Consider the following 24513-nt stretch of genomic DNA (forward strand, 5'->3'; position numbering starts at 1 on the left):
TCCGGCGCCCGCCGACGGGCGCCGCGCCGCGGATCCCCACAGATCCGACATGTGAGAGGATCACCCGGTGAGCACCGGGGGGTCACGATGGGCATCGACGTGCGCGGGGCGCGGGCTGACGGCACCGCATCCGCGACCGTGACGCCACCCGACGGCACCTCGGCGCCGGCCGGCCCACCCACCGCGCGGACGGACGGCGCCGGCCAGCCCGCGCCGGCCGAGCCGGCGGACACCGCGAACGAGCCGGGTCGGACAGCGCCGACCGTCCAGCCAGGCGAGGCAGAGCGGCCGGGCGAGGCAGAGCGGCTGGGCGAGGCAGAGCGGCTGGGCGAGGCAGAGCGGCTGGGCGAGGCAGAGCGGCTGGATGATCCGGACCAGCCCGAGCGGTCGGCCCCGGCCGCGGTGGCGCCGGGTGGCGCGGCGGCCGGGGCGGGCATCGCGGGGCCGACGGCGGCCGGCCACCCCGGGTTCTCGCTGGGAGACCTCCAGATCGGGGAGCTGCTCGGGCGGGGCGCGACCGGCGAGGTGTACCGGGCGGTCGGCCCGGACGGCGCGGTGGTCGCGGTCAAGCTGCTGCGGCCGGAGCTGGCCGACGAGCCACAGGTGGTGGCGCGGCTGCTGCAGGAGTGCAAGGTGGTCGCCCGGATCGCCGACCCGCACGTCGTGCCGATCCGCCACCTCGTCGCCGAGGGCGACCGCGTCGGGATCGTCATGGAATACCTGCCCGACGGGGATCTGCGCGGCCTGGTGCGGCGTGTGGGCGCCCTTGCCCCGGCCGACGCGTCGCGGCTGACCTGGCAGGTCCTGCTCGGCCTGCGCCGCGCGCACGAGGCCGGTGTGGTGCACCGCGACGTCAAGCCGGAGAACATCCTGCTGCGGGGCACGGACGTCGCACTGACCGACTTCGGGATCGCCCGCCAGCTCGAAGGCCCGGCACTCACCCGCAGCACCGGGCTTCTCGGCACGCCGGCCTACCTGGCCCCGGAGCTCGCGGAGCACCAGTCGACGACCCCCGCCGTCGACGTCTACTCCGCCGGTTGCCTGCTCTACGAACTGCTGACGGGGCAGCCGCCGTTCGTCGGCGGACCGGCCGTCGCCGTCCTGCTGCGCCACATGAACGAGGCGCCGACCCGGCCACCGGGCCTGCCCGACCGGCTGTGGGACCTGCTCGCGGCGATGCTCGCCAAGCAGCCCCAGCGGCGCCCGACCGCGGCCCAGGCGGCGGACACGCTCGTCGCCCTCGCGTCCCTGCTCACCGGCCTGCCTGCTCGGCCCACGCCGCCGGCACCCGCCGCCCAGGCGGGCTCGACGTCCCAGCCGAACGCGACGCCCCAGGACTACCGGACGCCGTCGCTCCCGTCCGCGCCGACGGCCGGGCCGCCCCCGGGATCCGGCCAGCCCCCGGCGCCGGAGCCGCCCCCGGCGCTCGACCCGCGCGCCACCCGTACCAGCGGGCCGCGAGGCCCGTACGCGCGCACGCCTCCGGGCTCGGCGGCCTGGCCGGGCGCCGGGGCCCCCGCGCCGGCTGCCGGGACGGCGGACGGGCCGGACGCCGACGAGGCCGACGTCAACCGGACCCGCACCAGCGCGCCACGGCCCGGCGCCTGGTCACCGGGCGGCCCGCGCCCGGTGGTCCCCGCGGCACCCCGCCGCGGGTTCTCGCGCCGCGCCGCGATCCTCGTTCCCGTCGCGGTGGTCCTCGTGCTGGCGCTGGTCGGCACCGTGCTCGGGGTCGTGCTGCGCGACTCGCGGCGGGCCGTCCTCGCCGGCGACGCGTCCGCGGTCACCGCCGCCCCGTCCGGCGCGCGGAGCGCCGACGGGAATGACCAGGCCGCGCCGCCGGGGAAGGCCCCGGGGCCGACCGGCCCGACCGGCCCGAGCGCGACGCCCACCTCGCCGCCGGCCCCGGCGGGCCCCGGCGTCATCGGGACGCCCTCCCAGGCGGGATCGGAGCCGCCGAGGACGAGCGCGCCGCCGCCGGAAGCGGCCCAGCCACCGGCGCAGGCGCCCCCGCCGGCGCGGCCGTCGCTGACGGCCGTCGCGAGCTCCGGCGCCGTCCTGCTCAAGATCGGCCAGCCGTCCGGTGGCCAGGTCACCGGCTACCGCGTCAACGGCACCGGACTCCCCACCCGGACCGTCTCCTCGGCTGGCCAGGTGATGATGTCGGTGCCGGACTGCGACCCGCGCTCGTTCACCGTCACCGCCGTCGGCCCTGGCGGGACCGTGGACTCGGCCCCCATCGAGGCCGTGGGATGCGTGCCGCCCGGCTCGGTGACCGGGGTGACGGCCACGGTCGACCAGTTCGCGGCCGACGGCTCCGGCCAGGCGATCATCCGCTGGTCCGCGCCCGCCGACCTCGGTGGCGCCACCAGCGTCGACTACATCGTCACCATCACCCCGGCGTATCCGGACTACGCGCCGTTCACCAGGACGGCCGCCGACACGGTCTTCTACCACTGCATGCCGGCCGGCCGCTGCCCCGAACGCGTGACCTCCGTCCAGGCCCGCACCTCCGTGGGCCTGGGGCCCAAGGTCGCGGTCCCCAGCTACTGACCTCGGCTCCCTACAGACCGGCGGCGGGCATGCCGAGGTAGCGGGGCACCTCGCGGCCCGCGGTGGCGCCGCCCCTGCCGACCGGCCTACGGTCAGCGGTCGAACGCACCGGCGCTACCTGCCGGATGACGCCGGATCACGGCCAGGCCGCGGTGGAACAGTCAGGACGAGCCGATCACCAGCGGCAGGGCGGGAGCCGGGCAACCGCCCGGCGCCGGGAAGCACGGCAGGTCGGCGACTCGCGGCGGGGCACGGCACCGGACCAGGAGCGTGGGACATGAGCAGCTCGATACGCATTCTCGTCGGGGTTGATGGCTCGGTCGGATCGGAGGCGGCACTGCGGTGGGCGCTGCGCGAGGCCGCGCTGTGGTCCGCCGTGAACGGCGCCACCGGGACGCCGACCGTGACCGCGCTGCTGGTCTGGAGCCCGGACGGACTGCCCAGCGGCGTGCTGCGCGCCGCCGTCCACGGCGACCACGACGGGCTCACCCAGGCCGCCGCCGACATGCTGGAGCGGACGATCAAGCGCGTCGGGGAGCCGGCGGCGCCGGTCGAGTTGCGCCGGATCGTCCGCGAGGGCGATCCGGTGTCCGTGGTCACCAGCGTGGCCAGGGACTTCGACATGCTGGTGGTCGGCGAGCGCGGCCATGGCGCGCTCCACCGCCTCACCGCCGGCTCCGTCAGCCAGGGGATCGTGCACCACGCGCCGGTGCCGGTCGTGGTCGCCCGGCCCCCGAAGGACGACGGGACGCCGGTGACCGAGGGCGAGCGCCGGCCCGTCGTCGTCGGGGTCGACGGATCGGACCTGTCGCTGGCCGCGCTGCGTTGGGCCGCGCACGCGGCGGCGGTCCGCAAGGTGCCGCTGCGGGTGGTACATGCCTGGGGCGGCTACGACCCGATGTACGCCGAGGTGATGGTCATGGCGCAGGCCTCGCTGGTCAAGCAGGCCTCCGACATCCTCGACCAGGCGGTCAAGCTCGGCCTGGACAGCGCGCCCGGCCTCACCGTCGACTCGGTGACCTCGCCGGACTCCGGCGTGCGCGCCCTGATGCGCGAGGCGCACGGCGCCCAGCTGCTCGTCGTCGGCAACCGGGGCCACGGCGGGTTCGCCCGCCTCCTGCTCGGCTCCGTCAGCCACCAGTGCGTCCTGCACGCCGCCTGCGACGTCGCCGTCATCCGCTCCGGCACGGCTCCGGCGCCCACGGAGGCGCCCGCGCGGTAGGGCACCCTGGGCCGGGCTGCCCGGATGACTTCGATGTACCGGGACCGGATCACCGCGGCGCCGGCTCCCATCGCGGCCGGTGAACCGCGAGGGTTACTTGTCGACCTTGGTGGCGAACACGGCGGCCTGGGTGCGGCTGGTCAGTTCCAGCTTGACCAGGATCGAGGAGACATAATTCTTGACGGTCTTCTCTGACAGATGGATGCGGGTCGCGATCTGCCGGTTCGTCAGGCCCTCGGCCACCAGGTGCAGGATCTCGCGCTCCCGGCCGCCCAGGGTGGCGAGCTTCGGGTCCTGCGTGGGCCCCTCCCGCAGCCGGATGAGGACCCGCTGGGTCACGGCCGGGTCGAGCAGCGAGCGGCCGGCGGCGATCGTGTGGATCGCGCCGATCAGGTCCGTTCCCTTGATCTGCTTGAGCAGGTAGCCGGCCGCGCCGGCCATGATCGCCGAGAACAGCGCGTCGTCGTCGTCATAGGACGTCAGGATGAGGCAGCCGATCTCGGGGTGGGCCGAGCGGATCTCGCGGCAGACGTCGATGCCGCTGCCGTCCTCCAGCCGGGCGTCGAGGACGGCCACGTTCGGCGCGACGATCGGGATCCGGCGCAGCGCCTCGGCCACCGTCGCCGCCTCGCCGACGACCTGGATCTCACCCGTGTCCTCGAGCATCTCCCGGATGCCACGACGGACGATCTCGTGGTCATCCAGGAGGAACACCCGCACCCCGCTCATGATCGACACTTTACAGCCATCAGTGGACATGCGGACACCCCGGGTGGGCGTGCCGGGGCGGATTGTCCGGTCCGTCACCCCAGGTGGGCCCCCGCCTCCGGTTCTGGCGCCGCCGGCCCGCGATGCCGCGGAACCTCGGATACGAGGGCCTCGTCCGGAAAGTCGAGATCGGGCCGGCGCGCGCTGGCCCCGGGGCTTCGGGCGCGTACCGCCCGCGCCGCCGGCGCCGCCCGCGCGACGGTCGGCTAACGGCCCAGCGCCTCCTGGATCGCCTGGACGCGCAGGTGATCGAGCCGGTCGGCCTGCCGGGCCGCTCGGTCGACGAGCGCGTCGAACTCGGCGGGATCGAGGCCGAGCTCGGCGTCGCGTCGCGCGATGGTGGCGAGGGTCACCCAGCCGAGCCGCTTGCCCTCGACGCCGAGCCGCAGCGCCTCCAGCTCGACCACGGAGCTCAGCGGGGAGCTCGCCACGAGCCGCCCGTTCGACTTCGCGCGCGCGACCAGCTCGGCCAGCCAGCCGAGCGCCACCTTGTAGCGGCGGCGCGTGATGCCCAGCCGGTCGAACAGCGCGAGGAAGGCCGCCCGGTCCGCCTCGATCTCCTCGGCGATCGAGGCGACCGCGGGGCCGACGGGCAGCGCGCGATGCCGGCGGGCCATTCGTCGAGCAAGGCCCAGACCCGCCGTCGACCCCGCGAGGTGGTCGTTCAGGTAGATGCCGAGGAGCCGTTCGGCGCTTGGCCGGCCACGGACGCCGGCGACAGTCGTAGCTTGCACGATCAATCATCCTTCGGGTGCTCGTGAGGGCGGCCGGTCCGCGCGCCTGGTCCGGTGCGTCGCGGCCTGGAGATCTCCCGCGCGCCGGCGTCCTCGTCGTCGCGGCCGGGGCGGTCGGAAATCCGCCCCGACACCGCCGTGAGTTCCTCACGGTCACCAGTACCCGAGCCCGGCCGACCCAGGGATTGTTTTTCCCGGAACCCGGCGGGTGAAATCGGCGAACCGTCGACACGATTTACCCGGCCATGTGGCCAACTGGTACGGGAATCGCCGGGCCGGCTCGACGCGACTCGCTCGGCGTCTGCCGTTACCTTGTGTGCGCGAGCTGGCGGTCGTGGACGATCACGGAGGCCGTCAGGAAAGCACGTCGGCGGGAGTCACCGGGAGGCCTCCGTGCGCACGCGGACCGGCCATGCATGAGCTTGCTGTGACACAGGGCATTGTCGAGATGATTGTCGACCGGGTACGGGATCGGCGGGTCCTGGCGGTGAACCTCGCAATTGGCCAGATCTCGGGCGTGGCCCCCCACGCCATCCGTTTCTGTTTTGACCTGGTCGCCGCCGGCACCGTGGTCGAGGGCGCGCGCCTGCATATCGACACTCCGATCGGCCGGGCGCGCTGCCGAAGCTGCGGCCTGGACGACCTCGTCGTCGAGGCCCCGATTCCTCTTTGCGGTTGTGGCAGCGCCGACCTGGAGGTGACCAGTGGCGACGAGCTGGTGGTCACCTCGGTAGAGGTGGCGGTGTAGCGGGCGGGGCGGGCCGGCGAGGCGGGCCGACCGGGCGGGTCGGCGGGCGGTGGACACGGCGCAGGGGAGAGGCGGGAACAGGTGTGCGTGACCTGCGGGTGTGGCGGCCACGCCCAGTCCATGATCATTGGTTCCGGCTATCCGGTGTCCGATGCCGCGGGCGAACGCGAGCAGCCGGCGCCGGCTCATCACGGGCATGCCGACCATGCCGACCATGCGGGCCATGCCGGTCCTGCTGACCATGCCAGCCATGCCGGGTCCGTGGAGCGTCGGCTGGGCGTTCCCACGGGCCGCGCGCCGGCCGACGCGCACCTGGTCGTCCTCGAGGAGCGCGTGCTCGCGAAGAACGACGCCCTCGCCGCGTCCAACCGCCACCGGCTGGCGCGTCACGGCATCCTCGCCGTGAATGTCATGAGCTCCCCTGGCGCCGGGAAGACCGCTCTGCTGGAACGCGCCGTCCGTGAGCTGGGCGCCGACTGGCCGGTCGCGGTCATCGAGGGTGACCAGGAAGGCGCGCTCGACGCCGACCGGATCAGGGCCAGCGGCGCCCCGGTGGTCCAGGTGAACACGGGCGACGGCTGTCATCTCGACGCGGAGATGTTCGACCGGGGCCTGAGCGCTCTCGGCGCCGCTCCCGGGACGCTCGTCTTCGTCGAGAACGTCGGCAACCTCGTCTGCCCGGCGCTCTTCGACCTCGGCGAGGGTGCCCGTGTCGTGGTGATGGCGGTGACCGAGGGCGAGGACAAGCCGGTCAAGTACTCCCGGATGTTCGCGTCGGCGGACCTCGTCCTGATCAACAAATGCGATCTCCTTCCGCACGTGGACTTCGACCTGGCGGTCTGCGAGCGGCGACTGCGCCTGGCCAGCCCGCGGGCCGAGATCATGCTGGTCTCCGCGCGGACCGGCGAGGGCCTGGCCGCCTGGTACCACTGGCTTCGTCACCGCGGTGGCCGCCAGGCGCGGGCTTCGGCCGGCCTGGCGGCGTCCCATGACCCGCCCCTGGGCGACGCGACGCGCGCGTCGCCGGGCTTCGCGTCAGCCGTCGAGTCCTCAACGCCCTGAACGGAGCAGACATGCGCCTCGCACCGAGATGCGGTGTGGCAAGGGTGGCCGGCGCGGCCACGGCGGAGCGCTCGTGATCCCCGACCTCGGCACCGAGAGCGCCACCGCGCCCGCGGCCGACCCGGCCGCGCCGCCGCCCGGGTTCGCCGCGGCGCTGGCGGTCGCCGACGCGGTGCTGTACGAGGGCTACCTGCTGTACCCCTACCGTCGATCGTCCGGCAAGAACCGGGTGCGCTGGCAGTTCGGCGTCCTCATGCCGAGGCCGTGGGCCGAGGCGAACGGCCTGCCCACCCCCACCGTCGCGGGCTCGTCCGACTCGTGGCGTCAGCAGACCGAGTGCCTGGTGGAGGCGTCCCCGGGCGCCGTCGTCCATGTCCGCCTGCGCTTCCTGCACCTGCAGCACCGCTCGGTGCGCAGACGGGTCGGGCAGGACGAGTTCGCCGAGGTCGACGAGGCGTGGAGTGGTGATCGTCGGTACCTCACCTTCGACGAGGCCGTCGAGCGGGAGGTCGACCTCGCGGTCGAGCTGGCCGAGCTGACCGCCGGGCCGTGGCGGCACGAGGTGGTCTGGCCGGCCGCCGAGTCGGTCGAGCCGCTCGATCGCGACACGAGGATCGCCCGATGCCAGCAGCCGGTGTCCGGGCTGATCCACCTGTCGGCGCGGGCCGCCGACACCCCCTTCCCGGCGTGGCGGCTGCGTCTCGTCACGGAGAACACCGCGACGGACCTGGCCACGGACACCCCCCGCCCGCTGGCCCTGCGCCGCGCGCTGCTCGCCACGCACTCCCTGCTCGGTGTGCGGGGCGGGAGGTTCCTGTCGCTGCTCGACCCCCCGGCCTGGGCGGAACCGGCCGCCCGGGCCTGCGAGAACCTGCACACGTTCCCGGTGCTGGCGGGGGCTGACGACCGCGGCGACGGCGGCGGCGACGTCGTCCTGTCGGCTCCGATCATCCTTCACGACCACCCGGGGGTCGCCCCCGAGAGCCCGGGCGACCTGTTCGACGCGACCGAGATCGACGAGATCCTCTCGCTGCGGACGTTGACGCTCACCGAGGAGGAGAAGCGGGAGGCCCGGGCGACCGACCCGCGGGCGGCCGAGATCATCGACCGGGTCGAGCTCATCCCGGACGACGTCTTCGCGCGCCTGCACGGCGCCGTCCGGTCGCTGCGTCCGGTGCCGGTGCCGGTGCCGGCACCGGCGCCGGCGCCGGTGGCGGTGGCGGCCCGCACACCGGGGGCCCAGCCGCCGCCCGCCTCGTCGCCGGCCGCCCCGAACTCGTCGGCGCGCCTGCCGCGGCCGTCCGCGCCGGAGCCGTCCATGGCTCGGCCGCCCGCGCCGGCCTGGTGGGACCCGGAGGCGGACGCCGCGGTCTCGCCCGACCGCGAGTCCGTTGTCGTCGACGGCGCGCGGGTGGCGAAGGGGTCCCGGGTCAGGCTGCGGCCACGCGGGCGCGGCGGTGACGCGCAGGACATGTTTCTCGACGGCCGCGAGGCCATCGTCGAGGGCGTCTTCCGAGACGTCGACGACGCGCGGCACCTGGCCGTGATCCTCGTCGACGATCCGGGCGCGGACCTTCATCGCTGGTACGGGCGCCACTACTACTTCGCCCCCGACGAGGTCCAGGTCGTCCTCCCGCCCGACGGCGGGGCGGCGCCGGCCGGAAGGCCAGCGCGTTGACCGCCCAGCCGTCCGGTCTGACGGGCGCGGGACCGGCGCCGACGCGGGGCCCGGGCACCGGCGGGCCGAGAGCGCCGAGGGTCCTCGTCGCGGGGATAGGCAATGTGTTCCTCGGCGACGACGGGTTCGGCGTCCAGGTGGTCCGGCGGATCGCCCGCGGCCCGGTCCCTGACGGGGTGGACGTCGTCGACTACGGGATCCGCGGTGTCCATCTCGCCTACGACCTGCTCGACGGCCGGTACGCGACGGTCGTGATGGTGGACGCGGCGCCGCTCGACGGGCCTCCCGGCACCCTCGGCGTGCTGGAGGTCGACACCGCTGCCCCGCCCGCCGACACCGCCGCGGCGGGCGTGGGCGGTACCACCCCGGGCTTCGACGCCCATGGGCTGCACCCCGAGGCCGTCCTCGCGCTGTTGCGCGGCCTCGGGGGGCACATCGACCGCGTCCTCGTCGTCGGCTGCCAACCGGCGGCGCTTGACGAGGGCATGGATCTCTCGGAGCCCGTTCGAGCCTCGGTGGATGCCGCCGCGCGCCTGGTTCTGCAACTGGCCAGGAACGAGGTGGCCGCCCTGGCGGGCGCCGAAGAACGGAGGAACGCGCGATGACCACCACTCCTACCACCACCGAGGCCGCGGCCGCGTCGGCTCCGCGTGGGTTCGACGAGATGACCATTCTCTGGATCTCGGAGGGGATGAGCTGCGACGGCGACACCGTCTCGATCACGGCGGCGACGCAGCCGGCGATCGAGGACGTGCTGCTGGGCCTCGTGCCGGGTCTGCCCACGGTGCACCTCCACAACAAGGTGCTGTCGCCGACGCTCGGCGGCGAGGAGTTCCTCGCCCCGTTCCGCGCGGCGGTGAACGGTGACCTCGCCCCGTTCATCCTCGTGATCGAGGGCTCGATCCCGAACGAGAACATCAACGGCGACGGGTACTGGACCTCGTTCGGGAACGACCTGATCACGGGCGAGCCGCTGACGCTGAACTGGTGGATCGACCGCCTCGCGCCGCAGGCGTGGGCGGTCGTCGCGATCGGCACCTGCGCGGCCTACGGCGGCATCCACGCGATGGCCGGCAACCCGACCGGCTGCATGGGCCTGGCCGACTACCTCGGCTGGGACTTCAGGTCCGCCGGCGGGCTGCCGATCGTGAACATCCCGGGATGCCCGGTGCAGCCCGACAACTTCATGGAGACCCTGACCTGGGTGCTGTACCACGCGGCCGGCGCCGCGCCGCCCCCGCCGCTGGACGACCTGCTGCGCCCGCAGTGGCTGTTCGGCAGGACGGTGCACGAGGGCTGCGACCGGGGCGGTTACTACGAGCAGGGCGACTTCGCCCGGGACTACAACTCGCCGAAATGCCAGGTGATGATCGGCTGCTGGGGCCCGGTGGTCAACTGCAACGTGCCGAAGCGCGGGTGGATGGGCGGGGTCGGCGGCTGCCCCAACGTCGGCGGCATCTGTATTGGCTGCACCATGCCCGGATTCCCGGACAAGTTCATGCCATTCATGGACATGCCGCCGGGAAGCAGCATCTCCGCGACGCTCACCAAGCCATACGGCGCGCTCATCCGGCGATTGCGCGGCATAACGAACACGACGGTCAACAAGGAGCCGCGGTGGCGGCACAACGGCCCCGAGCTGACGAGCGGCTACGATCCTCGCTGGCGTCCGGACGGACGGGCGAGCAAGGTTCGATAACGCGGTCGGAAAGGCGAGGGCTGTACTGCCTCAAGTACGCAGGACTCCTTCCACCCGGAAAGGCCCGACATGGCGGCGAGAACGACTCAGCGCACGGCGGCGGCACCATCGTCCCAGCTCGTCGAGATGGCCTGGGATCCGATCACCCGTATCATCGGCAACCTCGGTATCTACACGAAGATCGACTTTGCGAACCGGCGCGTGGCCGAATGTCACAGCACGTCGTCGCTGTTCCGTGGCTATTCCATGTTCATGAAGGGCAAGGACCCCCGGGACGCCGGCTTCATCACCAGTCGCATCTGTGGCATCTGCGGCGACAACCACACCACCTGTTCGGTATACGCGCAGAACATGGCCTACGGCGTGAAGCCGCCGCCGCTGGCCGAGTGGATCATCAACCTGGGTGAAGCGGCCGAGTACATGTTCGACCACACGATCTTCCAGGACAACCTGGTGTTCGTGGACTACTCGGCGGCGATGGTGGCCCAGACGAACCCCAGCGTGCTGGCCCGCGCCGAGAACACCCAGGCGCCGGGCGCGGGAATCCACGGCTACCGCACCATCGCCGACATCATGCGGTCCTTCAACCCGTTCGAGGGCGACCTCTACAAGGAGGCGCTCCAGGTCTCCCGGGTCACCCGCGAGATGTTCTGCCTGATGGAGGGCAGGCACGTGCACCCTTCCACGGTCTATCCGGGCGGGGTGGGGACGATGCCCGAGCCGTCGCTCATCACCGACTATCTCAGCCGGCTGATGTCCATCCTCGACTTCGTCAAGAAGTCCGTGGCGATGAACAACGACGTCTTCGACTTCTTCTACGCGGCGCTGCCGGGCTACGAGGAGGTCGGCCGGCGGCGCGTGCTGCTCGGCTGCTGGGGTGCCTGGCAGGACCCGGCCGTCTGTGACTACCGGTACCAGACCATGTCCGAGTGGGGCCGGTCCATGTACGTCACCCCCGGCATCGTGGTCGACGGCGAACTGATCACCACCAACCTCGTCGACATCAACCTGGGCATCCGGATCCTCCTTGGCAGTTCCTTCTACGGCGACTGGGTGAACGAGCAGCCCTTCGTCACCCACGACCCGCTCGGCAATCCGGTGGACATGCGCCACCCCTGGAACCAGACCACGCTGCCCGAGCCGCAGAAGCGGGACTTCGACGGGAAGTACAGCTGGGTGATGAGCCCGCGCTGGTTCGACAGGCGGACCGGCGACCACCTCGCGCTCGACACGGGCGGCGGCCCGTACGCCCGGCTTTACACCACCGCGCTCGCTGGCCTGGTCGACACCCCGTACGTCACCTCGACGGGGAACAGCGTCCGGATTTCGCTCCCGAAGAGCGAGCGGCTGCCCGCGACGACGCTGGAGTGGAAGATCCCGCCGTGGTCGAACGCCATCGAGCGCAACCGGGCGAGGGTCTACTTCGTCGCGTACTCGGCGGCGATGGCCCTCTACTTCGTGGAGCGGGCGCTGGAAGGCATCCGCTCCGGTGACACCCGGGTGTTCACCGACTTCGACGTGCCCGACGAGGCGATCGGCTGCGGATTCCACGAGGCGGTCCGCGGGGTCCTGTCCCACCACATGGTGATCCAGGACGGGAAGATCGCCAACTATCACCCGTACCCGCCGACGCCGTGGAACGGCAGCCCGCGCGACAGCTACGGCACGCCAGGGCCCTACGAGGACGCCGTCCAGGACATGCCGATCTTCGAGGAGAACGGCCCGGACGACTTCAAGGGCGTCGACATCATGCGGGCGGTCCGCAGCTTCGACCCCTGCCTGCCCTGCGGCGTGCACATGTACGTCGGCAACGGGCGGACCATCACCCACCAGCATTCACCGATGCTGGGCGCCCAGCATGGCTGACCCGCGCGGCGGCTCCGCGGGTGCGCTGGCACCTGGTCCGCCCGGCCCGCCCGGCCCGCCCGGCCCGCCCGGCCCGCCCGGCCTGGCCGACCCGGCCGCGCCGGCCGGTCCCCAGCGGCTCGACGACGAGGCCGTGCGGGAGCGCCTCGCCCAGGTCGACGGGCTGCTGGAGCAGCTCGAGCGGGCACCGGGGCCGACGGCCGAGCTGGCGCTGGGCGCGGTGTCCACGCTGCTCGAGGTGTACGGCGAGGCGCTGGCCCGGGTGAGCGCCCACGCCGCGCGCGTGCCCGACGTGCGGGCCGGCCTCACCGCCGACGAGCTGATCGCCCACCTGTTCGTCCTGCACGAGGTCCATCCGGACTCGGTCGAGCACCGGGCGGGCCGCGCGCTGGAGTCGCTGCGCGCGGGGCTCGCGGCGGTGGGCGCCGAGGCCGAGCTGCGCGGGATCGAGAGCGGCGCGGCGACGGTCATGGTCCGTCACGAGGGCGGCTGTGGCGCCGCGACGACCGCGGCGGCGATCACCGAGGCGGTCCGCGACGCGGTGCTGGCCATGGCGCCGGAACTGTCCGAGGTCCGCGTCACCGTCGGCGCGGCCCAGGCGCTGGTCCCGGTCGACTCGCTGCTGCGCGGGCCGACGGCCCTGGAGTCGGCACGGTGATCGTCGACGTGGGCCGGGGCGCGTTCGGCATGGGCGCGGGCATGGGCATGGGTGTCGGCGCCGCCGCGCCCGCCGGCCCGGCCGGTGTCGCCCGGCCCGGCCCGGCGCCCGGCACCGGTGGAGGCGCGGACGCGGGATTCGGGCTGGGGGCCGCCGACGGCGCGCTGCGCCGCGCGGCGCGCCGCTCCCGGTACGCGGACGCGCGCGGCTCGTCGGCCTCGGAGCGTTGCCACCTGTGCGCGGTGCCGTTGCCCGAGCCGCACCGGCACCTGCTCGACGAACAGGACACCCGGCTTCGCTGCGTGTGCCAGGCCTGCGCGCTGCTGTTCGAACGGGACGCGGCGGGGCGCGGCCACTACGTCCTCGTCCCACGCCGGCGGCTGGCCCTGCCCGGTTTCTCTCCGGGCACGCTGGGGATTCCGGTCGGCCTGGCCTTCTTCGTCGTCCAGCCGGACGGACGGGTCGTCGCGCACTATCCAAGCCCGCTCGGAGTCACCCACGGGGAGGTCGATCCGGCCGTCTGGGCCGAGGCGCGGGCGCGCTGCGCCGAGGTGGGCACGCTGAAACCGCTGGTCGAGTCGGTGCTGGTGAACACGGCCAAAGGTGCCAATGAGCACTGGATAGTCCCGATTGACTTCTGTTATCGGCTTGTCGCCCTCCTGCGGGCCGAATGGAAAGGAATGTCCGGAGGCAGCACGGTGTGGCCGGCGATTGACGAACTCTTCGGCACGCTTGCCCCCGGCCAGGCCGCTGCCCGCCCCGCGCTCGCGGACCGGAGCGCGGATCGAGGTGCCGGTTCGGCGCCGCGCGGGGCACATCCTTCCTGGCACGACACCTCCGTCCGCGCGGACGTCCCCGCCAGGGCGGACACCTGAGAGGAAAGGAGTGGCCATGGCCAGCATCCGGGTGGGCAGGCCCGACGTGCCCGTCGACATCTCGGCGCACACCCCAGGCGTCCCGGAGGGCAACGCGACGGGCAACTACGAGAAGCAGCGCGGCCATCACCTCGACGGAACGGCCGACGCCCGCCGCTCCACCGGCATCAGGCCGACCCGGCGCGACCCGATTCTCGACGTGATGCCGAACCTTCCGCCGGGCTGACCGGCGAGCGCCGGCCGGGGCCGCCCCGGCCGGCGCGGACATTCCCGGCCAAACGGGAACCAGACACGCAGGAGTCAGACGCGAAGGAGGACGCTGTGCGGAAATCCCTGATGGTGGCCGCGCTCGCGGCGACCGGCGTCACCGCCAAGATCGCCTGGGACGAGCTGCCGGCGCTGCGCCGTTACCTGAAGATCCGGCAGATGTGACCACGTCACCCGCGGGCCCCTCCTCGGCGGCGCGACAGCCAGCCGCCGGGTCAGCCACGGCCGGCTCACCCATGGCCGGCTCACCCACGGCCGGGTCAGCCACGGCCGGGTCAGCCACGGCCGGGTCACCCATCCCCGCGCCGCCCGGTTCGACGCCCGCCGCCGTGCCGGCCAGTCCGGTGCCCACCCTCGTCGCGCCCGCCGGCCCGGCCGCGGCGGCCGAGGCCGGCGCGCCGGCGGAGACGGCCGGGTCGGCCGGCGCGCGGGTGCGCCATCGGTTCACCGTGTACGGGGTCGTGCAGGGGGTCGGCTTTCGGCCGTTCGTCCATGCCACGGCGACCGGCCTGGGCCTGGCCGGTTCGGTGCGCAACGACAGCGCGGGCGTCCAGACAGAGGTCGAAGGCCCGTGGGAGGCCGTCGAGGAGTTCGGGCGCCTGTTGCGGGAGAACGCGCCACCGCTCGCCCAGATCGAGCGGGTGACCGTCGACGCGCTCCCGCCACGCGGTGAGCGCGACTTCACCATCGCCCCGTCCGGGCCGGCCGCGGCCGGCCGAACGCAGGCGCCCGCCGACACCGCGACCTGCGCCGAGTGCCTGCGGGAGCTGGCGGACCCCGCGGACCGCCGCTACCGGCACCCGTTCATCACCTGCACCCACTGCGGGCCGAGGTTCACCATCATCACCGACCTGCCCTACGACCGGCCGGTGACGACGATGGCCGGCTTCCCGATGTGCGCCGACTGCGAGCGCGAGTACACCGACCCGACCGACCGGCGGTTCCACGCGCAGCCGATCGCCTGCCCGGCCTGCGGTCCCCGGCTGGAGTTCCTCGCGCCGGACGGCCGCCGGGCAAGCGGTGACGAGGAGGCGCTCGCCGGCGCGGCGCGGCTGCTCGCGGACGGCGGCGTGCTCGCGGTGAAGGGCATCGGCGGCTACCACCTGGCCTGCCTCGCCACCGACGAGGCGGCCGTCGCGACGCTGCGCCGCCGCAAGCGGCGAGGCGACAAGCCCTTTGCCGTGATGGCCGCCGACCTCGCGACCGCGCGGGGGATCGTCGAGCTCGACGACGCCGAGACCCGCCTGCTGACCAGCCCGGCCAGGCCGATCGTGCTGGCCAGGCGCCGCGCCGACCCGCGCCCCCGGCCGGCGGACGCGGTGGCGCCCGGCAACCCCGACCTCGGGCTCATGCTGCCCTACACCCCGGTCCACCACCTCCTGTTCGGCCCGCGGCCGCGAGGGGCCGGCGACGCGGGCCTCCCCGGCATCGCCGTGCTGGTGATGACCTCCGGCAACCTCGCCGGGGAGCCGATCGCCGCCGACGACGCCGACGCGGCGCGGCGGCTGGCCCACCTGGCCGACGGCTGGCTGCGCCATGACCGTCCCATCCACATCCCGTGCGACGACTCGGTGGTCCGGGTCGTCGACGGCATCGAGGTCATGGTCCGCCGGTCCAGGGGCTACGCGCCGTTGCCGGTCCGGCTGCCGTTCGCCGTCGCGCCGACGCTCGCGGTCGGGGCCGACCTGAAGAACTCCTGCTGCCTGGGCTCCGGCCGCTCCGCCTGGCTGTCCGGCCACGTCGGCGACATGGACGATCTCGCGACGCTGGCCGCCTTCGACGGCGCCGTGACCCACCTGGAGCACCTGACGGGCACGCGGCCGCTCCGCCTGGCCGCCGACGCGCATCCCGGATACCGCTCGCGGGCCTGGGCGACGGAAAGATCTCGCGCCCGGTCCGCGCGGACCGACGGGCGGCCCGCCCCCGACTCGCCGGCCCGGCCCGTCCGGTTCGTCCAGCATCACCACGCGCACATCGCGGCGGCCATGGTGGAGCGCGGCCTGGACGGAACGACGCCGGTCATCGGCTTCGCGTTCGACGGAACCGGATACGGCACGGACGGAACCGTCTGGGGCGGTGAGGTACTGATCGCCGACTACCTGGGGTTCCGGCGGTTCGCCCATCTCGGCCATGTCCCCCTGGCGGGCGGCGACGCGAGCGTCCGCCGTCCCTACCGGATGGCGCTGACGCACCTGGCCGCAGCCGGGATCGCCTGGGAGCCCGACCTTCCGCCGGTGGCGGCCGCCCCGCCGAACGAGCGCGAGGTGCTCGCCCGGCAGCTGCGCGGCGGGTTGGGCGTCGTCCCGACCTCGAGCGTGGGCCGGCTGTTCGACGCGGTCAGCGCGTTGCTCGGCGTGCGCCAGACCGTGGACTTCGACGCGCAGGCGGCGATCGAGCTCGAGGCGCGGTCCCGCGGCGCGACGGCGGACGGGCGGCCATACCGCTTCGAGCTGCGCGAGCCCGCCGCGGCCGGCGGGCCTCTGATCGCCGATCCCGGCCCGGTGGTGCGGGCCGTCGTGGCGGACTGGCGTGGCGGCGTCGACGTCGCCACCGCCGGCGCGCGGTTCCACGAGGCGCTCGTCGCGCTGGTCGTGACGTTGGCCCAGCGGGCCCGGCGCGACCTGGGGCTGGAGACGGTCGCCCTGGCCGGCGGCGTGTTCCTGAACGCGCTGCTGCTCGCCAGCGCGAGACGGGCGCTGCTGGGGGCGGGTTTCGACGTGGTGGTCAGCCGGAGCGTGCCGCCGGACGACGGGGGCCTGGCGCTCGGCCAGCTCGTCGTGGCGGCCGCCGGCGACCGACTGGAGCGAGAGGCACGGCCGGCGGGACCGGCCGTGGCGGACAGGAAGAGGTGAGGGCGCGTGTGTCTGGCGGTACCGGGCCGGGTGGTCCGGACATTCGATCGCCGGGGGACGCCGATGGCCGAGGTCGACTTCGGCGGCGTCCGCAAGGACGTGTGCCTGGCGTACCTCCCCGAGGTCGCCGTCCACGACTACGTGATCGTGCACGTCGGCTTCGCCATCCAGCGCCTGGACGAGCGCCGCGCGCTGGAGACGCTTGCCGAGTTCCGGCGCTTCGGCCTGCTCGACGAGGAGTTCGCCGACCCGTTCACGGCCGGTGACGAGGGTGCGGCCACCGGGGCCGGCGCTTCCGGTGCCGTCCCGGGCGACCTGCCCGATCAGCGCCAGGTCGCCCGGGCCGACGACCAGCACGGGGATCGCCCGGCGGGGCGCTCTCCTGAGCTCGCCGGCGGGCGGACAGACGAGAGGGCGGTCAACCCGTGAGGTATCTGGAGGAGTTTCGGGACCCTGAGCTGGCCGAACACCTGCTGGGGGAGATCCACGCGGTGACCACCCGGCCGTGGGCGCTCATGGAGGTCTGCGGCGGGCAGACGCATTCCATCATCCGTCACGGTATCGACCAGCTGCTCCCCGAGAACATCGAGCTGATCCACGGCCCCGGCTGCCCGGTGTGCGTCACGCCACTGGAGATCATCGACAGGGCTCTGGAGATCGCTTCCCGCCCGGGGGTCATCTTCTGCTCCTTCGGCGACATGCTGCGGGTCCCGGGCAGCGGGGCGGACCTGTTCCAGGTGAAGAGCGCGGGCGGCGACGTCCGGGTGGTCTACTCGCCGCTGGACGCCGTGACGCTCGCCGTCGAGCACCCCGACCGTGAGGTCGTGTTCTTCGGCATCGGCTTCGAGACCACGGCGCCGGCCAACGCGATGGCCGTCCACGAGGCCCGGCGCCTGGGACTGCGTAACTTCTCGCTGCTGGTGTCACACGTCCTGGTGCCGCCGGCGATAGCGGCGATCATGGAGTCGCCCGCCTGCCGGGTCCAGGCGTTCCTCGCCGCCGGGCATGTGTGCAGCGTGATGGGCACCGGCGAGTACCCGCCGCTGGCCGAAAGGTACCGGGTGCCGATCGTGGTCACCGGCTTCGAGCCGCTCGACATCCTCGAGGGAGTCCGCCGGGCGGTGATCCAGCTGGAGGCGGGTCGGCACGTCGTCGACAACGCCTATCCCCGCGCCGTGCCCGCCGAGGGCAACCCCGCCGCGCGCGCGATGCTGCGCGACGTGTTCGAGGTGACTGACCGGGCCTGGCGGGGGATCGGCACCATCGCGCGGTCCGGCTGGCGCCTTTCGGCCGCGTACCAGGAGTTCGACGCCGAGCTCCGCTTCGACGTCACCGGCCTGCGCGCCGACGAGTCCACCCTGTGCCGGTCGGGCGAGGTGCTGCAGGGCCTGCTCAAGCCGCACGAGTGCGCCGCGTTCGGCGTCGAGTGCACGCCGCGCCACCCACTGGGAGCGACGATGGTCTCGTCCGAGGGCGCCTGCGCGGCCTACTACCTGTACCGGCGGCTGGAGCCGGCCCCGGCGGGCGCCCGGTGACCGCCGAGACGGTCGATCCGGCGGCCTGGAGCTGCCCGGCGCCGCTGCGGGACTCGCCCACCGTCGTGATGGGGCACGGCGGCGGCGGCGCCCTGTCCGCGGAACTGGTCGAGCATCTGTTCCTGCCCGCCTTCGGCGCGGCGGGGGCGACGGAGCTCGACGACTGCGCCGTGTTCGCCGTGGGATCAGCCAGGCTCGCCTTCTCAACGGACTCCTACGTGGTGCGCCCGCTGTTCTTCCCCGGCGGATCGATCGGCGAGCTGGCAGTGAACGGCACGGTCAACGACCTGGCGATGTCCGGTGCCAGGCCGCTGTGCCTGTCGACGGCGTTCATCCTCGAGGAGGGGACGCCGCTGACGGACCTCGCGCGGATCGCCACGGCCATGGGTGAGGCCGCCCGTGCCGCCGGGGTGCGCCTGGCCACGGGCGACACCAAGGTGGTCGACGCCGGCCACGGCCACGGTGTCTTCGTCAACACCGCAGGGATCGGACTGATCCCCGACGGTCTGGACATCCGCCCCGCCCGGGTCCGGCCAGGGGACGCCATTCTGGTCAGCGGCGACGTCGGCGTGCACGGCGTCGCCGTGCTGAGCTGCCGAGAGGGCCTCGAGTTCGGCACGACCCTTCAGAGCGACACCGCGCCCCTGCACGACCTGGTCGCGGCCATGCTCCACCCGGGCTCGCCGGACGCCCGGGCCGACATACATGCCCTGCGTGATCCCACCCGCGGCGGTCTCGCGGCCTCGCTGAACGAGATCGCGCGCGCGGCCGGCGTCGGTGTCGACCTCGTGGAACGGTCGATCCCGGTGCCTGCGGCGGTCGCGGACGCCTGCGGCATCCTCGGCCTCGATCCGCTCTACGTGGCGAACGAGGGCAAGCTGGTCGCGTTCGTCGCGCCCGGTGACGCCGACCGGGTGCTGGCCGCCATGCGCCGCCACCCGAACGGCCGGGGCGCGGCCCTGATCGGAACGGTGGTGGCCGAGCATCCGGGCCTGGTGGTCGCCCGGACGGCGTTCGGGGCGACCAGGGTCGTGGACCTGCCTCTCGGCGAGCAGCTTCCCCGCATCTGCTGACGAGCGGGGGTGCCCGAGGACGGGGTGGCGCCTACCCCTTCACTGTGGCGCCCACCCCGTCACCGTGGCGCCTATCCCGTCAGGGTGAAGACCTTCGAGAACGACAGCGAGCACCCGCCCGCGTTTTCGGTGACGAGGACCTCGTAGGGGCCGGGCGGCGTACTGGCATGGGCGGCGAAGCTGGTTGTCCAGGTGCCCGTGTCCGACACGGTTGGCTCTTCTATCGGGTTATCCCCGGGCCCGCGGAAGATGGTGCCTGGAGGGGCGGATTCCGAGGTGCCTACCAAGATGTGGGCGGTCGAGCCGGGTACCCAGCCAGATCCCGTGACCTGAACCAAGGTCCCGGGCGGGGCCGCGTCCCTGCTGAATCCGAACGACGGCGTCGGGCAGGCCGCGGCTGCCGCCGGCCGCGCCGCCGCGGGGATGAGCCCCAGAGCGCACGTCGCGACGACGGACATCAGCCTGAATCTCTGACCCAGCATGTTGGTCGCCATGCGGACACCTCCCGCAAGCTGCCGTAGGTCACCCTCGGCACCCGAGCTGACACGCAGAGCGTTCCCATGTTTGCTCTATGTATGTCGAGCCCGGGAACCCGCTTGGCGCCGAACGAGGTCGCGCTGGCGGGGTAGTCGACCGTCCGTGACGTCCCGCGCAATCCGAAGCACACCGGCGCCTTGGTGCTCAAGTGGGCCCGGATGGAGCGGTGGGATGCCCGACGTCAGGCGGTGGCGCGGATCTTGACGCTCTCGGCGGCGGCGGCGCGGGAGGCGTGGAAGAGGTCCACGAACTCGGCGAGCGCCGGGTTGCGGGTCGACAGGGTCATCTCGACGTTGACGAACTCGACGTCGCCCGCGCCCAGGGCCTCCAGCATGTGCGCGACATACGGAGAGACGTGGTCCCAGCCCTCCTTCGGCGTGCCCGGGCCGTAGGAGCCGCCCTGGGTCGTGACGACGGTGACCTTCTTGCCGCCGAGCAGGCCCGGAGTGTTCGCGTCCGCGACCGTGACGCCCGGGACGATCAGCCAGTCGAACCACGACTTGAGCTGCGTCGGGACCGACCAGTTGTACATCGGGGCGGTGACCAGCACCTCGTCGGCGGCCGCGACCTCGCCGATGTAGGCCTCGCGGGCCTTGACGGCCTCGGTCTGCTCGGGTGAGCGCTGGTCCTCGGGGGTCATCCCGGCCGAGACGCCGGTCCAGTCGAGGTGGGCCGGCGGCGCCGCGGCGAGGTCGCGGTAGGTCACCACACCGTCGGCGTTGGCCTCCTGCCAGGCGGCGACGTACTCGCGCGCGACGGCGCGGGAGACAGACATGTCGCCGGTGAAGCTGGAGTCAAGGTGCAGCAGGTGGGTCATCTGGCACTCCTTGGGGAGGGCGGGGCGGGTGGCGCCGGGGGCGCGACCCATGGTCGGCTATTGAGCAGATCGTCTATCTGACAGATTAGCGGCTGCGACGCTCATCTTAAACACCGACGGTCGGTGGGTGTTCCGGGGTAGGGTGATCCCGTGACGCAGATGACCGGTCCGGGCCAGGCGGTAGCCGCCGGCCCCTGCGTCCCGACGCCGGAGTCCGTCTGCGAGGCGCAGGTCGGCAGCGACGTGGCGAAGGAGCTCGGCTGGCTGGTCGGCCAGATCCAGCACGGCTACCTGACCGCCGCCACCCGCGCGGTCGACGAGGTCCCCGGCGGCCTGCGCGGGGTGTACGTGCTCGGCGCCGCCATCCGCGGCGACGCGCCGAACCAGATCGAGGTCGCCCGCCGGTTCGGGATCGACCGGACGGTCATGGTTCATCTCATCGACGACCTGGAGAAGGCCGGCCTGGTCGAGCGGCGTCCCGACCCGGCGGACCGGCGCGCCCGCATGATCGTCGGCACCGACCGCGGCCGGGACGCCCACGACGCCGCGCAGGCCCGGCTGCGTCGCGTCGAGGACCACGTGCTCGCGCCGCTGGGCCCCGACGAGCGGGCGGCGTTCACCGCGATGGCCCACCGCGTCGTGGCCCACCTGATCTCGCTCGACCCCACCCAGGCCGAGTCAGCCTGCCAGGCCGCGTCGAGCCAGATCGACACGCACGTCCCGCGCCCGGGGGCGAAGGGCTAGGGCGGCCGGTCACCGGCCGCGGCGTTCAGGCCGGCCCGCCAGCTCCGTCCTCGGGGTCCGGCGGGGCGGCGGCGGGCCCGGTGGCGAGGCCGACGACATCCTCCAGGCTCAGCCCGTCGTCGAAGTGGTCGAAGCAGGCGGCGATGAGAGCCAGCGCGGCCGTGCCGAGCAGCGAGGTGCGCCGCTCGTGGTCGATCACCCCGTCCTCGGGCTCGACCAGCAGACGCATCTGCATCCCTTCGGAGCAGGCGGTAAGGATGTAGTTGAGGTCCGCGATGGTCAGGCCAGGGCGGACCTTCAGGCCGCGGGCGGCGGCGGCCTTCTCGTAGGCGTCCTGCCAGGCCTGCGTGCTGATCTGGTACATCTGGCGCATCGTGGTTCGCGCGATCTCGTCGCGCGCGGCCATGGCGGTACCGATCAGCTGCGCCCGCAGGGCCGGGCTGCGCAGGCTGACGACGAGGTCCTCATAGCCGGCGTCATGGACGGCACGCGCGACGTCCTCGGCGTCGGCCAGCCGGTCGCGGGCGCCGGCCGTGCGGTCGACGAACTCCTGCCAGTGCGCCCCGCGCAGGACATAGGCGAGCACGTCGCGGATGTAGTCGGGCTGGTAGGGCCAGCGGTCGCGGAAGGTGCCCTCGGAGCCGCGCAGCCGCCCGCCCTTGGCGACCTCGTCGATGACCGTGCGCTGCGACAGCCAGCGGAACAGCGGCCGGTCATCGGTGTCGCCGTCGTCACCTGGCCCGAGCTGGGTGTCGATCAGCCGCCGCCCCGCCTCCAGGTACTCGCGCGTGAGCTCGTCGTTGGCCAGCGTCTGCCGGCCCGCGTCCGTCTTGCGCCGGGCCGCGCGCATCAGGCCGGTCAGGATCAAGGACAGGTCCTCGTCGGGCGCTTCCGTCACCGTCACACACCTCGCCGGAGCCAAGGGCATCTACCACACCGGCAGAATCCTAGCAATGGTGCTGACCGGTCATGGCAGACATCCTCGGATTCGCGAGGTCGCGGGTTCGTGCACGGCCGACGGAGGACAGGTCTCCGAGGCTGGCCCGGTGAATCGGACTAGTACAGGCTTGGCACCGGTGCCGGGCACGGCGGGGGGCGTGCCGGCTACCGGGCGTGGGGGACGCCCGGGAGGCTGTCGAGGGCGTCGTTTCAGACCTTCACGGGGGGGAGGTCTGAAACGGCGCCCTCGACGGCGAGAAGCTCCGGTCCCGGCCGATCGCCGGGTCAGAGCCGCGGCAGCGCGGCCTCGGTCGTCACACCAGGCCCGAAGGCGATGAGGACGGCGTGGTCGCCCGGCGCCGGCCGGTCCCGCTCGTCGCCCGTCGGCATCCGCGCACCACGGCGCGCCACGATCAGCCCGAGCGTTGCCGCAGGCCCCGGGCGACGAGCAGCGCACCGACGAGCACGACGGCGGCGTCCACGGCGATGGCCAGCCGCAGGGCGGAGAGGGAGGCAAGGCCCCCGGCGGCGATGGCCACGGCGCTCATGACCGGCACGCCGAGGGCGATGGCGACCTGCTGGGTCATCGTCGCGACGCCCGTGGCCAGGCCCTGCTCGTGGTCGGGCAGCCCGGACGTGGCCGCCACCATGAAGCCGACGATCGCGCAGACGTGCCCGATTGCCCCGACGAAGGTCGTGACGGCGACCAGCCACAGCGAGCCGGTCGTCTCCCCGACGAACACGAGCAGGCCAGTCAGCGCGGACTGGACGACGAGACCGCCGACGAGGGCGCGGCGCACCCCGAACGCGGCGGTCACCCGCGGCCCGACGACACCGCCGATGATCGCCCCGGTGCCCATCGCGACCAGCATCAGGCCCGTCTGGAGCGGGTTCAGGCCGAGGACGTGCTGCAGGTACATCGTCAGGAGGAACACCAGCGCCGGCTCCATCGTGAACGTGACGAACCCCGCCGCGTTGCCCCAGCCCACCGCGCGCCTCGCCAGGATGGTGACCGGCACCAGCGGATGTGGGTGGCGCCGCTCGGCGGCCCAGAACGCGACGAGCAGCGCGGCGGCGGCCAGCAGGCAGCCCAGCGCCCACGGGTCGGCCGCGCCGTTCTCGCCCAGCCGGGTGGCGCCGTACACGAGAGCGAGCAGGCCCGCCGTGACGAGCGCGGCGCCCGGGAGGTCCAGCCTGGTCCGCTCCCTCGCCGCCGGGTCGGCCAGCACGAACGGCGCCACCGCGACGACGATGGCGGCGATCGGCACGTTGATGAGGAAGGCCCAGCGCCAGCTCGCGACGTCCGTGAGGACGCCGCCGAGAATCGCGCCGCAGGTGAACCCGGTGGACATCATCACGCTGTTCAGCCCGAGCGCGCGCTGGCGCGCCGGGCCCTCCGGGAACGTCGTGGTCAGCAGCGACAGCGCCGCCGGGGTGACCGCGGCCGTCGCGAGCCCCTGTGCCGCCCGCGCCGTGAGCAGGAGCGCCGGGCTGGTGGCGAGGCCTCCCAGCAGCGAGGCCAGGCCGAGGGCCGCCATGCCCACGAGGAAGACCCGCAGCTTTCCGACGTAGTCGCCGACGCGGCCGAACAGGAGCGTGAACCCGGCGGCGCACAGCGCGAAGGCCGTCGCGATCCACTGCGCGTTCGCGTCGGAGAACCCGAGGCTCGTCCCGACGGTCGGCAGTGCCACGTTCAGGACCGAGAAGTCGACGGCGAGCGTGAACTGGGAGGCCAGTAGCAGCACGAGCACGAGAAGCTGGCCACGTGTCGTGCGCGTCGCGGCGGCGGGGGGCGCCAGTTCTGGCTGTTCCTGTTCGGCGGAGGTCAGAGTGGTCACGTGGTCACGGTGCGCCCGCGCGCCGGCGTCAGCGACAGCCCTGCGCCG

The 24513-nt window shown here is 73.6% G+C and carries 23 protein-coding genes; 17 read left to right on the forward strand and 6 right to left on the reverse strand.

Annotation, left to right across the window (positions count from 1 at the left end):
• Nucleotides 1-51: 51 nt before the first annotated feature.
• Nucleotides 52-2553, forward strand: coding sequence for a serine/threonine-protein kinase (locus tag I6A81_RS06305; protein ID WP_203001994.1), 2502 nt, complete (start codon nucleotides 52-54; stop codon nucleotides 2551-2553).
• Between the two features lie 277 nt (nucleotides 2554-2830).
• Nucleotides 2831-3775 (forward strand): universal stress protein, encoded by a 945-nt coding sequence (locus tag I6A81_RS06310; RefSeq protein WP_203001993.1) that lies wholly within the window; start codon nucleotides 2831-2833, stop codon nucleotides 3773-3775.
• A gap of 93 nt (nucleotides 3776-3868) precedes the next feature.
• Here the strand turns inward: I6A81_RS06310 and I6A81_RS06315 are convergent, their stop codons facing one another.
• Together I6A81_RS06315 and I6A81_RS06320 are read right to left on the reverse strand one after the other, a co-directional pair.
• Nucleotides 3869-4504, reverse strand: coding sequence for a response regulator (locus I6A81_RS06315; RefSeq protein WP_203001992.1), 636 nt, complete (start codon nucleotides 4502-4504; stop codon nucleotides 3869-3871).
• Nucleotides 4505-4749: 245 nt separating this feature from the next.
• Nucleotides 4750-5277, reverse strand: a complete 528-nt coding sequence (locus I6A81_RS06320) for a hypothetical protein (RefSeq protein WP_203001991.1) — start codon at nucleotides 5275-5277, stop codon at nucleotides 4750-4752.
• Nucleotides 5278-5689: 412 nt separating this feature from the next.
• Here I6A81_RS06320 and I6A81_RS06325 point away from each other — a divergent pair, with 412 nt between their 5' ends.
• The 14 genes from I6A81_RS06325 (at nucleotide 5690) to hypE (ending at nucleotide 19590) form a co-directional block, all read left to right on the forward strand.
• Nucleotides 5690-6025 (forward strand): hydrogenase maturation nickel metallochaperone HypA/HybF, encoded by a 336-nt coding sequence (locus I6A81_RS06325; RefSeq protein WP_203001990.1) that lies wholly within the window; start codon nucleotides 5690-5692, stop codon nucleotides 6023-6025.
• An 81-nt stretch (nucleotides 6026-6106) separates the two neighbouring features.
• On the forward strand, nucleotides 6107-7087 hold the full coding sequence (gene hypB, locus I6A81_RS06330) for a hydrogenase nickel incorporation protein HypB (protein WP_407661254.1): 981 nt from the start codon (nucleotides 6107-6109) through the stop codon (nucleotides 7085-7087).
• Nucleotides 7088-7115: 28 nt separating this feature from the next.
• On the forward strand, nucleotides 7116-8765 hold the full coding sequence (locus tag I6A81_RS06335; protein WP_407661255.1) for a hypothetical protein: 1650 nt from the start codon (nucleotides 7116-7118) through the stop codon (nucleotides 8763-8765).
• A 17-nt stretch (nucleotides 8766-8782) separates the two neighbouring features.
• Complete coding sequence (locus I6A81_RS06340; RefSeq protein WP_203002016.1) at nucleotides 8783-9370, forward strand: hydrogenase maturation protease; 588 nt, start codon at nucleotides 8783-8785, stop codon at nucleotides 9368-9370.
• Nucleotides 9367-10464, forward strand: coding sequence for an NADH-quinone oxidoreductase subunit B family protein (locus I6A81_RS06345; protein ID WP_203001988.1), 1098 nt, complete (start codon nucleotides 9367-9369; stop codon nucleotides 10462-10464). Before I6A81_RS06340 ends, I6A81_RS06345 begins: the two co-directional genes overlap by 4 nt.
• A gap of 69 nt (nucleotides 10465-10533) precedes the next feature.
• Nucleotides 10534-12330 (forward strand): nickel-dependent hydrogenase large subunit, encoded by a 1797-nt coding sequence (locus I6A81_RS06350; RefSeq protein WP_203001987.1) that lies wholly within the window; start codon nucleotides 10534-10536, stop codon nucleotides 12328-12330.
• Nucleotides 12323-12988 carry a NifU family protein gene (locus I6A81_RS06355; RefSeq protein ID WP_203001986.1) on the forward strand — a complete coding sequence of 222 codons (666 nt, stop codon included), beginning with the start codon at nucleotides 12323-12325 and terminating at the stop codon, nucleotides 12986-12988. The genes I6A81_RS06350 and I6A81_RS06355 overlap by 8 nt, the downstream gene beginning before the upstream one ends.
• Nucleotides 12985-13863, forward strand: a complete 879-nt coding sequence (locus tag I6A81_RS06360; RefSeq protein WP_203001985.1) for a DUF5947 family protein — start codon at nucleotides 12985-12987, stop codon at nucleotides 13861-13863. Before I6A81_RS06355 ends, I6A81_RS06360 begins: the two co-directional genes overlap by 4 nt.
• A gap of 16 nt (nucleotides 13864-13879) precedes the next feature.
• Complete coding sequence (locus I6A81_RS06365) at nucleotides 13880-14089, forward strand: hypothetical protein (RefSeq protein ID WP_203001984.1); 210 nt, start codon at nucleotides 13880-13882, stop codon at nucleotides 14087-14089.
• A gap of 95 nt (nucleotides 14090-14184) precedes the next feature.
• Nucleotides 14185-14295, forward strand: coding sequence for a DUF6893 family small protein (locus I6A81_RS46095; RefSeq protein ID WP_407661256.1), 111 nt, complete (start codon nucleotides 14185-14187; stop codon nucleotides 14293-14295).
• Nucleotides 14296-14459: 164 nt separating this feature from the next.
• Nucleotides 14460-16982 carry a carbamoyltransferase HypF gene (gene hypF, locus I6A81_RS06370; protein WP_407661257.1) on the forward strand — a complete coding sequence of 841 codons (2523 nt, stop codon included), beginning with the start codon at nucleotides 14460-14462 and terminating at the stop codon, nucleotides 16980-16982.
• Between the two features lie 63 nt (nucleotides 16983-17045).
• Nucleotides 17046-17411, forward strand: a complete 366-nt coding sequence (locus I6A81_RS45450; RefSeq protein ID WP_407661258.1) for a HypC/HybG/HupF family hydrogenase formation chaperone — start codon at nucleotides 17046-17048, stop codon at nucleotides 17409-17411.
• On the forward strand, nucleotides 17408-18517 hold the full coding sequence (hypD, locus tag I6A81_RS06380) for a hydrogenase formation protein HypD (protein WP_203001983.1): 1110 nt from the start codon (nucleotides 17408-17410) through the stop codon (nucleotides 18515-18517). The genes I6A81_RS45450 and hypD overlap by 4 nt, the downstream gene beginning before the upstream one ends.
• Nucleotides 18514-19590 (forward strand): hydrogenase expression/formation protein HypE, encoded by a 1077-nt coding sequence (gene hypE, locus I6A81_RS06385; protein WP_203001982.1) that lies wholly within the window; start codon nucleotides 18514-18516, stop codon nucleotides 19588-19590. Before hypD ends, hypE begins: the two co-directional genes overlap by 4 nt.
• Nucleotides 19591-19661: 71 nt before the next feature.
• On the opposite strand, the gene I6A81_RS06390 is transcribed toward hypE, so the two are convergent.
• Both I6A81_RS06390 and I6A81_RS06395 read right to left on the reverse strand, forming a co-directional pair.
• Nucleotides 19662-19799 carry a hypothetical protein gene (locus I6A81_RS06390; protein WP_203001981.1) on the reverse strand — a complete coding sequence of 46 codons (138 nt, stop codon included), beginning with the start codon at nucleotides 19797-19799 and terminating at the stop codon, nucleotides 19662-19664.
• Between the two features lie 509 nt (nucleotides 19800-20308).
• Entirely contained in the window at nucleotides 20309-20944 is a 636-nt protein-coding gene (locus I6A81_RS06395) for an FMN-dependent NADH-azoreductase (protein WP_203001980.1), read from the reverse strand.
• 159 nt (nucleotides 20945-21103) lie between these two features.
• Here I6A81_RS06395 and I6A81_RS06400 point away from each other — a divergent pair, with 159 nt between their 5' ends.
• Nucleotides 21104-21688 (forward strand): MarR family winged helix-turn-helix transcriptional regulator, encoded by a 585-nt coding sequence (locus I6A81_RS06400; protein WP_203002014.1) that lies wholly within the window; start codon nucleotides 21104-21106, stop codon nucleotides 21686-21688.
• A gap of 25 nt (nucleotides 21689-21713) precedes the next feature.
• Here the strand turns inward: I6A81_RS06400 and I6A81_RS06405 are convergent, their stop codons facing one another.
• Together I6A81_RS06405 and I6A81_RS06410 are read right to left on the reverse strand one after the other, a co-directional pair.
• Nucleotides 21714-22586 carry a hypothetical protein gene (locus tag I6A81_RS06405; RefSeq protein ID WP_203001979.1) on the reverse strand — a complete coding sequence of 291 codons (873 nt, stop codon included), beginning with the start codon at nucleotides 22584-22586 and terminating at the stop codon, nucleotides 21714-21716.
• Between the two features lie 454 nt (nucleotides 22587-23040).
• Complete coding sequence (locus I6A81_RS06410) at nucleotides 23041-24465, reverse strand: MFS transporter (RefSeq protein WP_307874501.1); 1425 nt, start codon at nucleotides 24463-24465, stop codon at nucleotides 23041-23043.
• Nucleotides 24466-24513: the final 48 nt, after the last annotated feature.

Source organism: Frankia nepalensis, assembly GCF_016786325.1.
Lineage (GTDB): Bacteria > Actinomycetota > Actinomycetes > Frankiales > Frankiaceae > Pseudofrankia > Pseudofrankia nepalensis.

Excerpts from the sequence above, each read along its gene's own strand:
- I6A81_RS06310 (WP_203001993.1), top strand. The coding sequence starts at position 2,831 with ATGAGCAGCTCGATACGCATTCTCGTCGGGGTTGATGGCTCGGTCGGA.
- I6A81_RS06315 (WP_203001992.1), bottom strand. The coding sequence starts at position 4,504 with ATGAGCGGGGTGCGGGTGTTCCTCCTGGATGACCACGAGATCGTCCGT.
- I6A81_RS06325 (WP_203001990.1), top strand. The coding sequence starts at position 5,690 with ATGCATGAGCTTGCTGTGACACAGGGCATTGTCGAGATGATTGTCGAC.
- I6A81_RS06335 (WP_407661255.1), top strand. The coding sequence starts at position 7,116 with ATGCGGTGTGGCAAGGGTGGCCGGCGCGGCCACGGCGGAGCGCTCGTG.
- I6A81_RS06345 (WP_203001988.1), top strand. The coding sequence starts at position 9,367 with ATGACCACCACTCCTACCACCACCGAGGCCGCGGCCGCGTCGGCTCCG.
- I6A81_RS06350 (WP_203001987.1), top strand. The coding sequence starts at position 10,534 with ATGGCGGCGAGAACGACTCAGCGCACGGCGGCGGCACCATCGTCCCAG.
- I6A81_RS06355 (WP_203001986.1), top strand. The coding sequence starts at position 12,323 with ATGGCTGACCCGCGCGGCGGCTCCGCGGGTGCGCTGGCACCTGGTCCG.
- I6A81_RS06365 (WP_203001984.1), top strand. The coding sequence starts at position 13,880 with ATGGCCAGCATCCGGGTGGGCAGGCCCGACGTGCCCGTCGACATCTCG.
- I6A81_RS45450 (WP_407661258.1), top strand. The coding sequence starts at position 17,046 with ATGGCCGAGGTCGACTTCGGCGGCGTCCGCAAGGACGTGTGCCTGGCG.
- I6A81_RS06395 (WP_203001980.1), bottom strand. The coding sequence starts at position 20,944 with ATGACCCACCTGCTGCACCTTGACTCCAGCTTCACCGGCGACATGTCT.
- I6A81_RS06400 (WP_203002014.1), top strand. The coding sequence starts at position 21,104 with ATGACCGGTCCGGGCCAGGCGGTAGCCGCCGGCCCCTGCGTCCCGACG.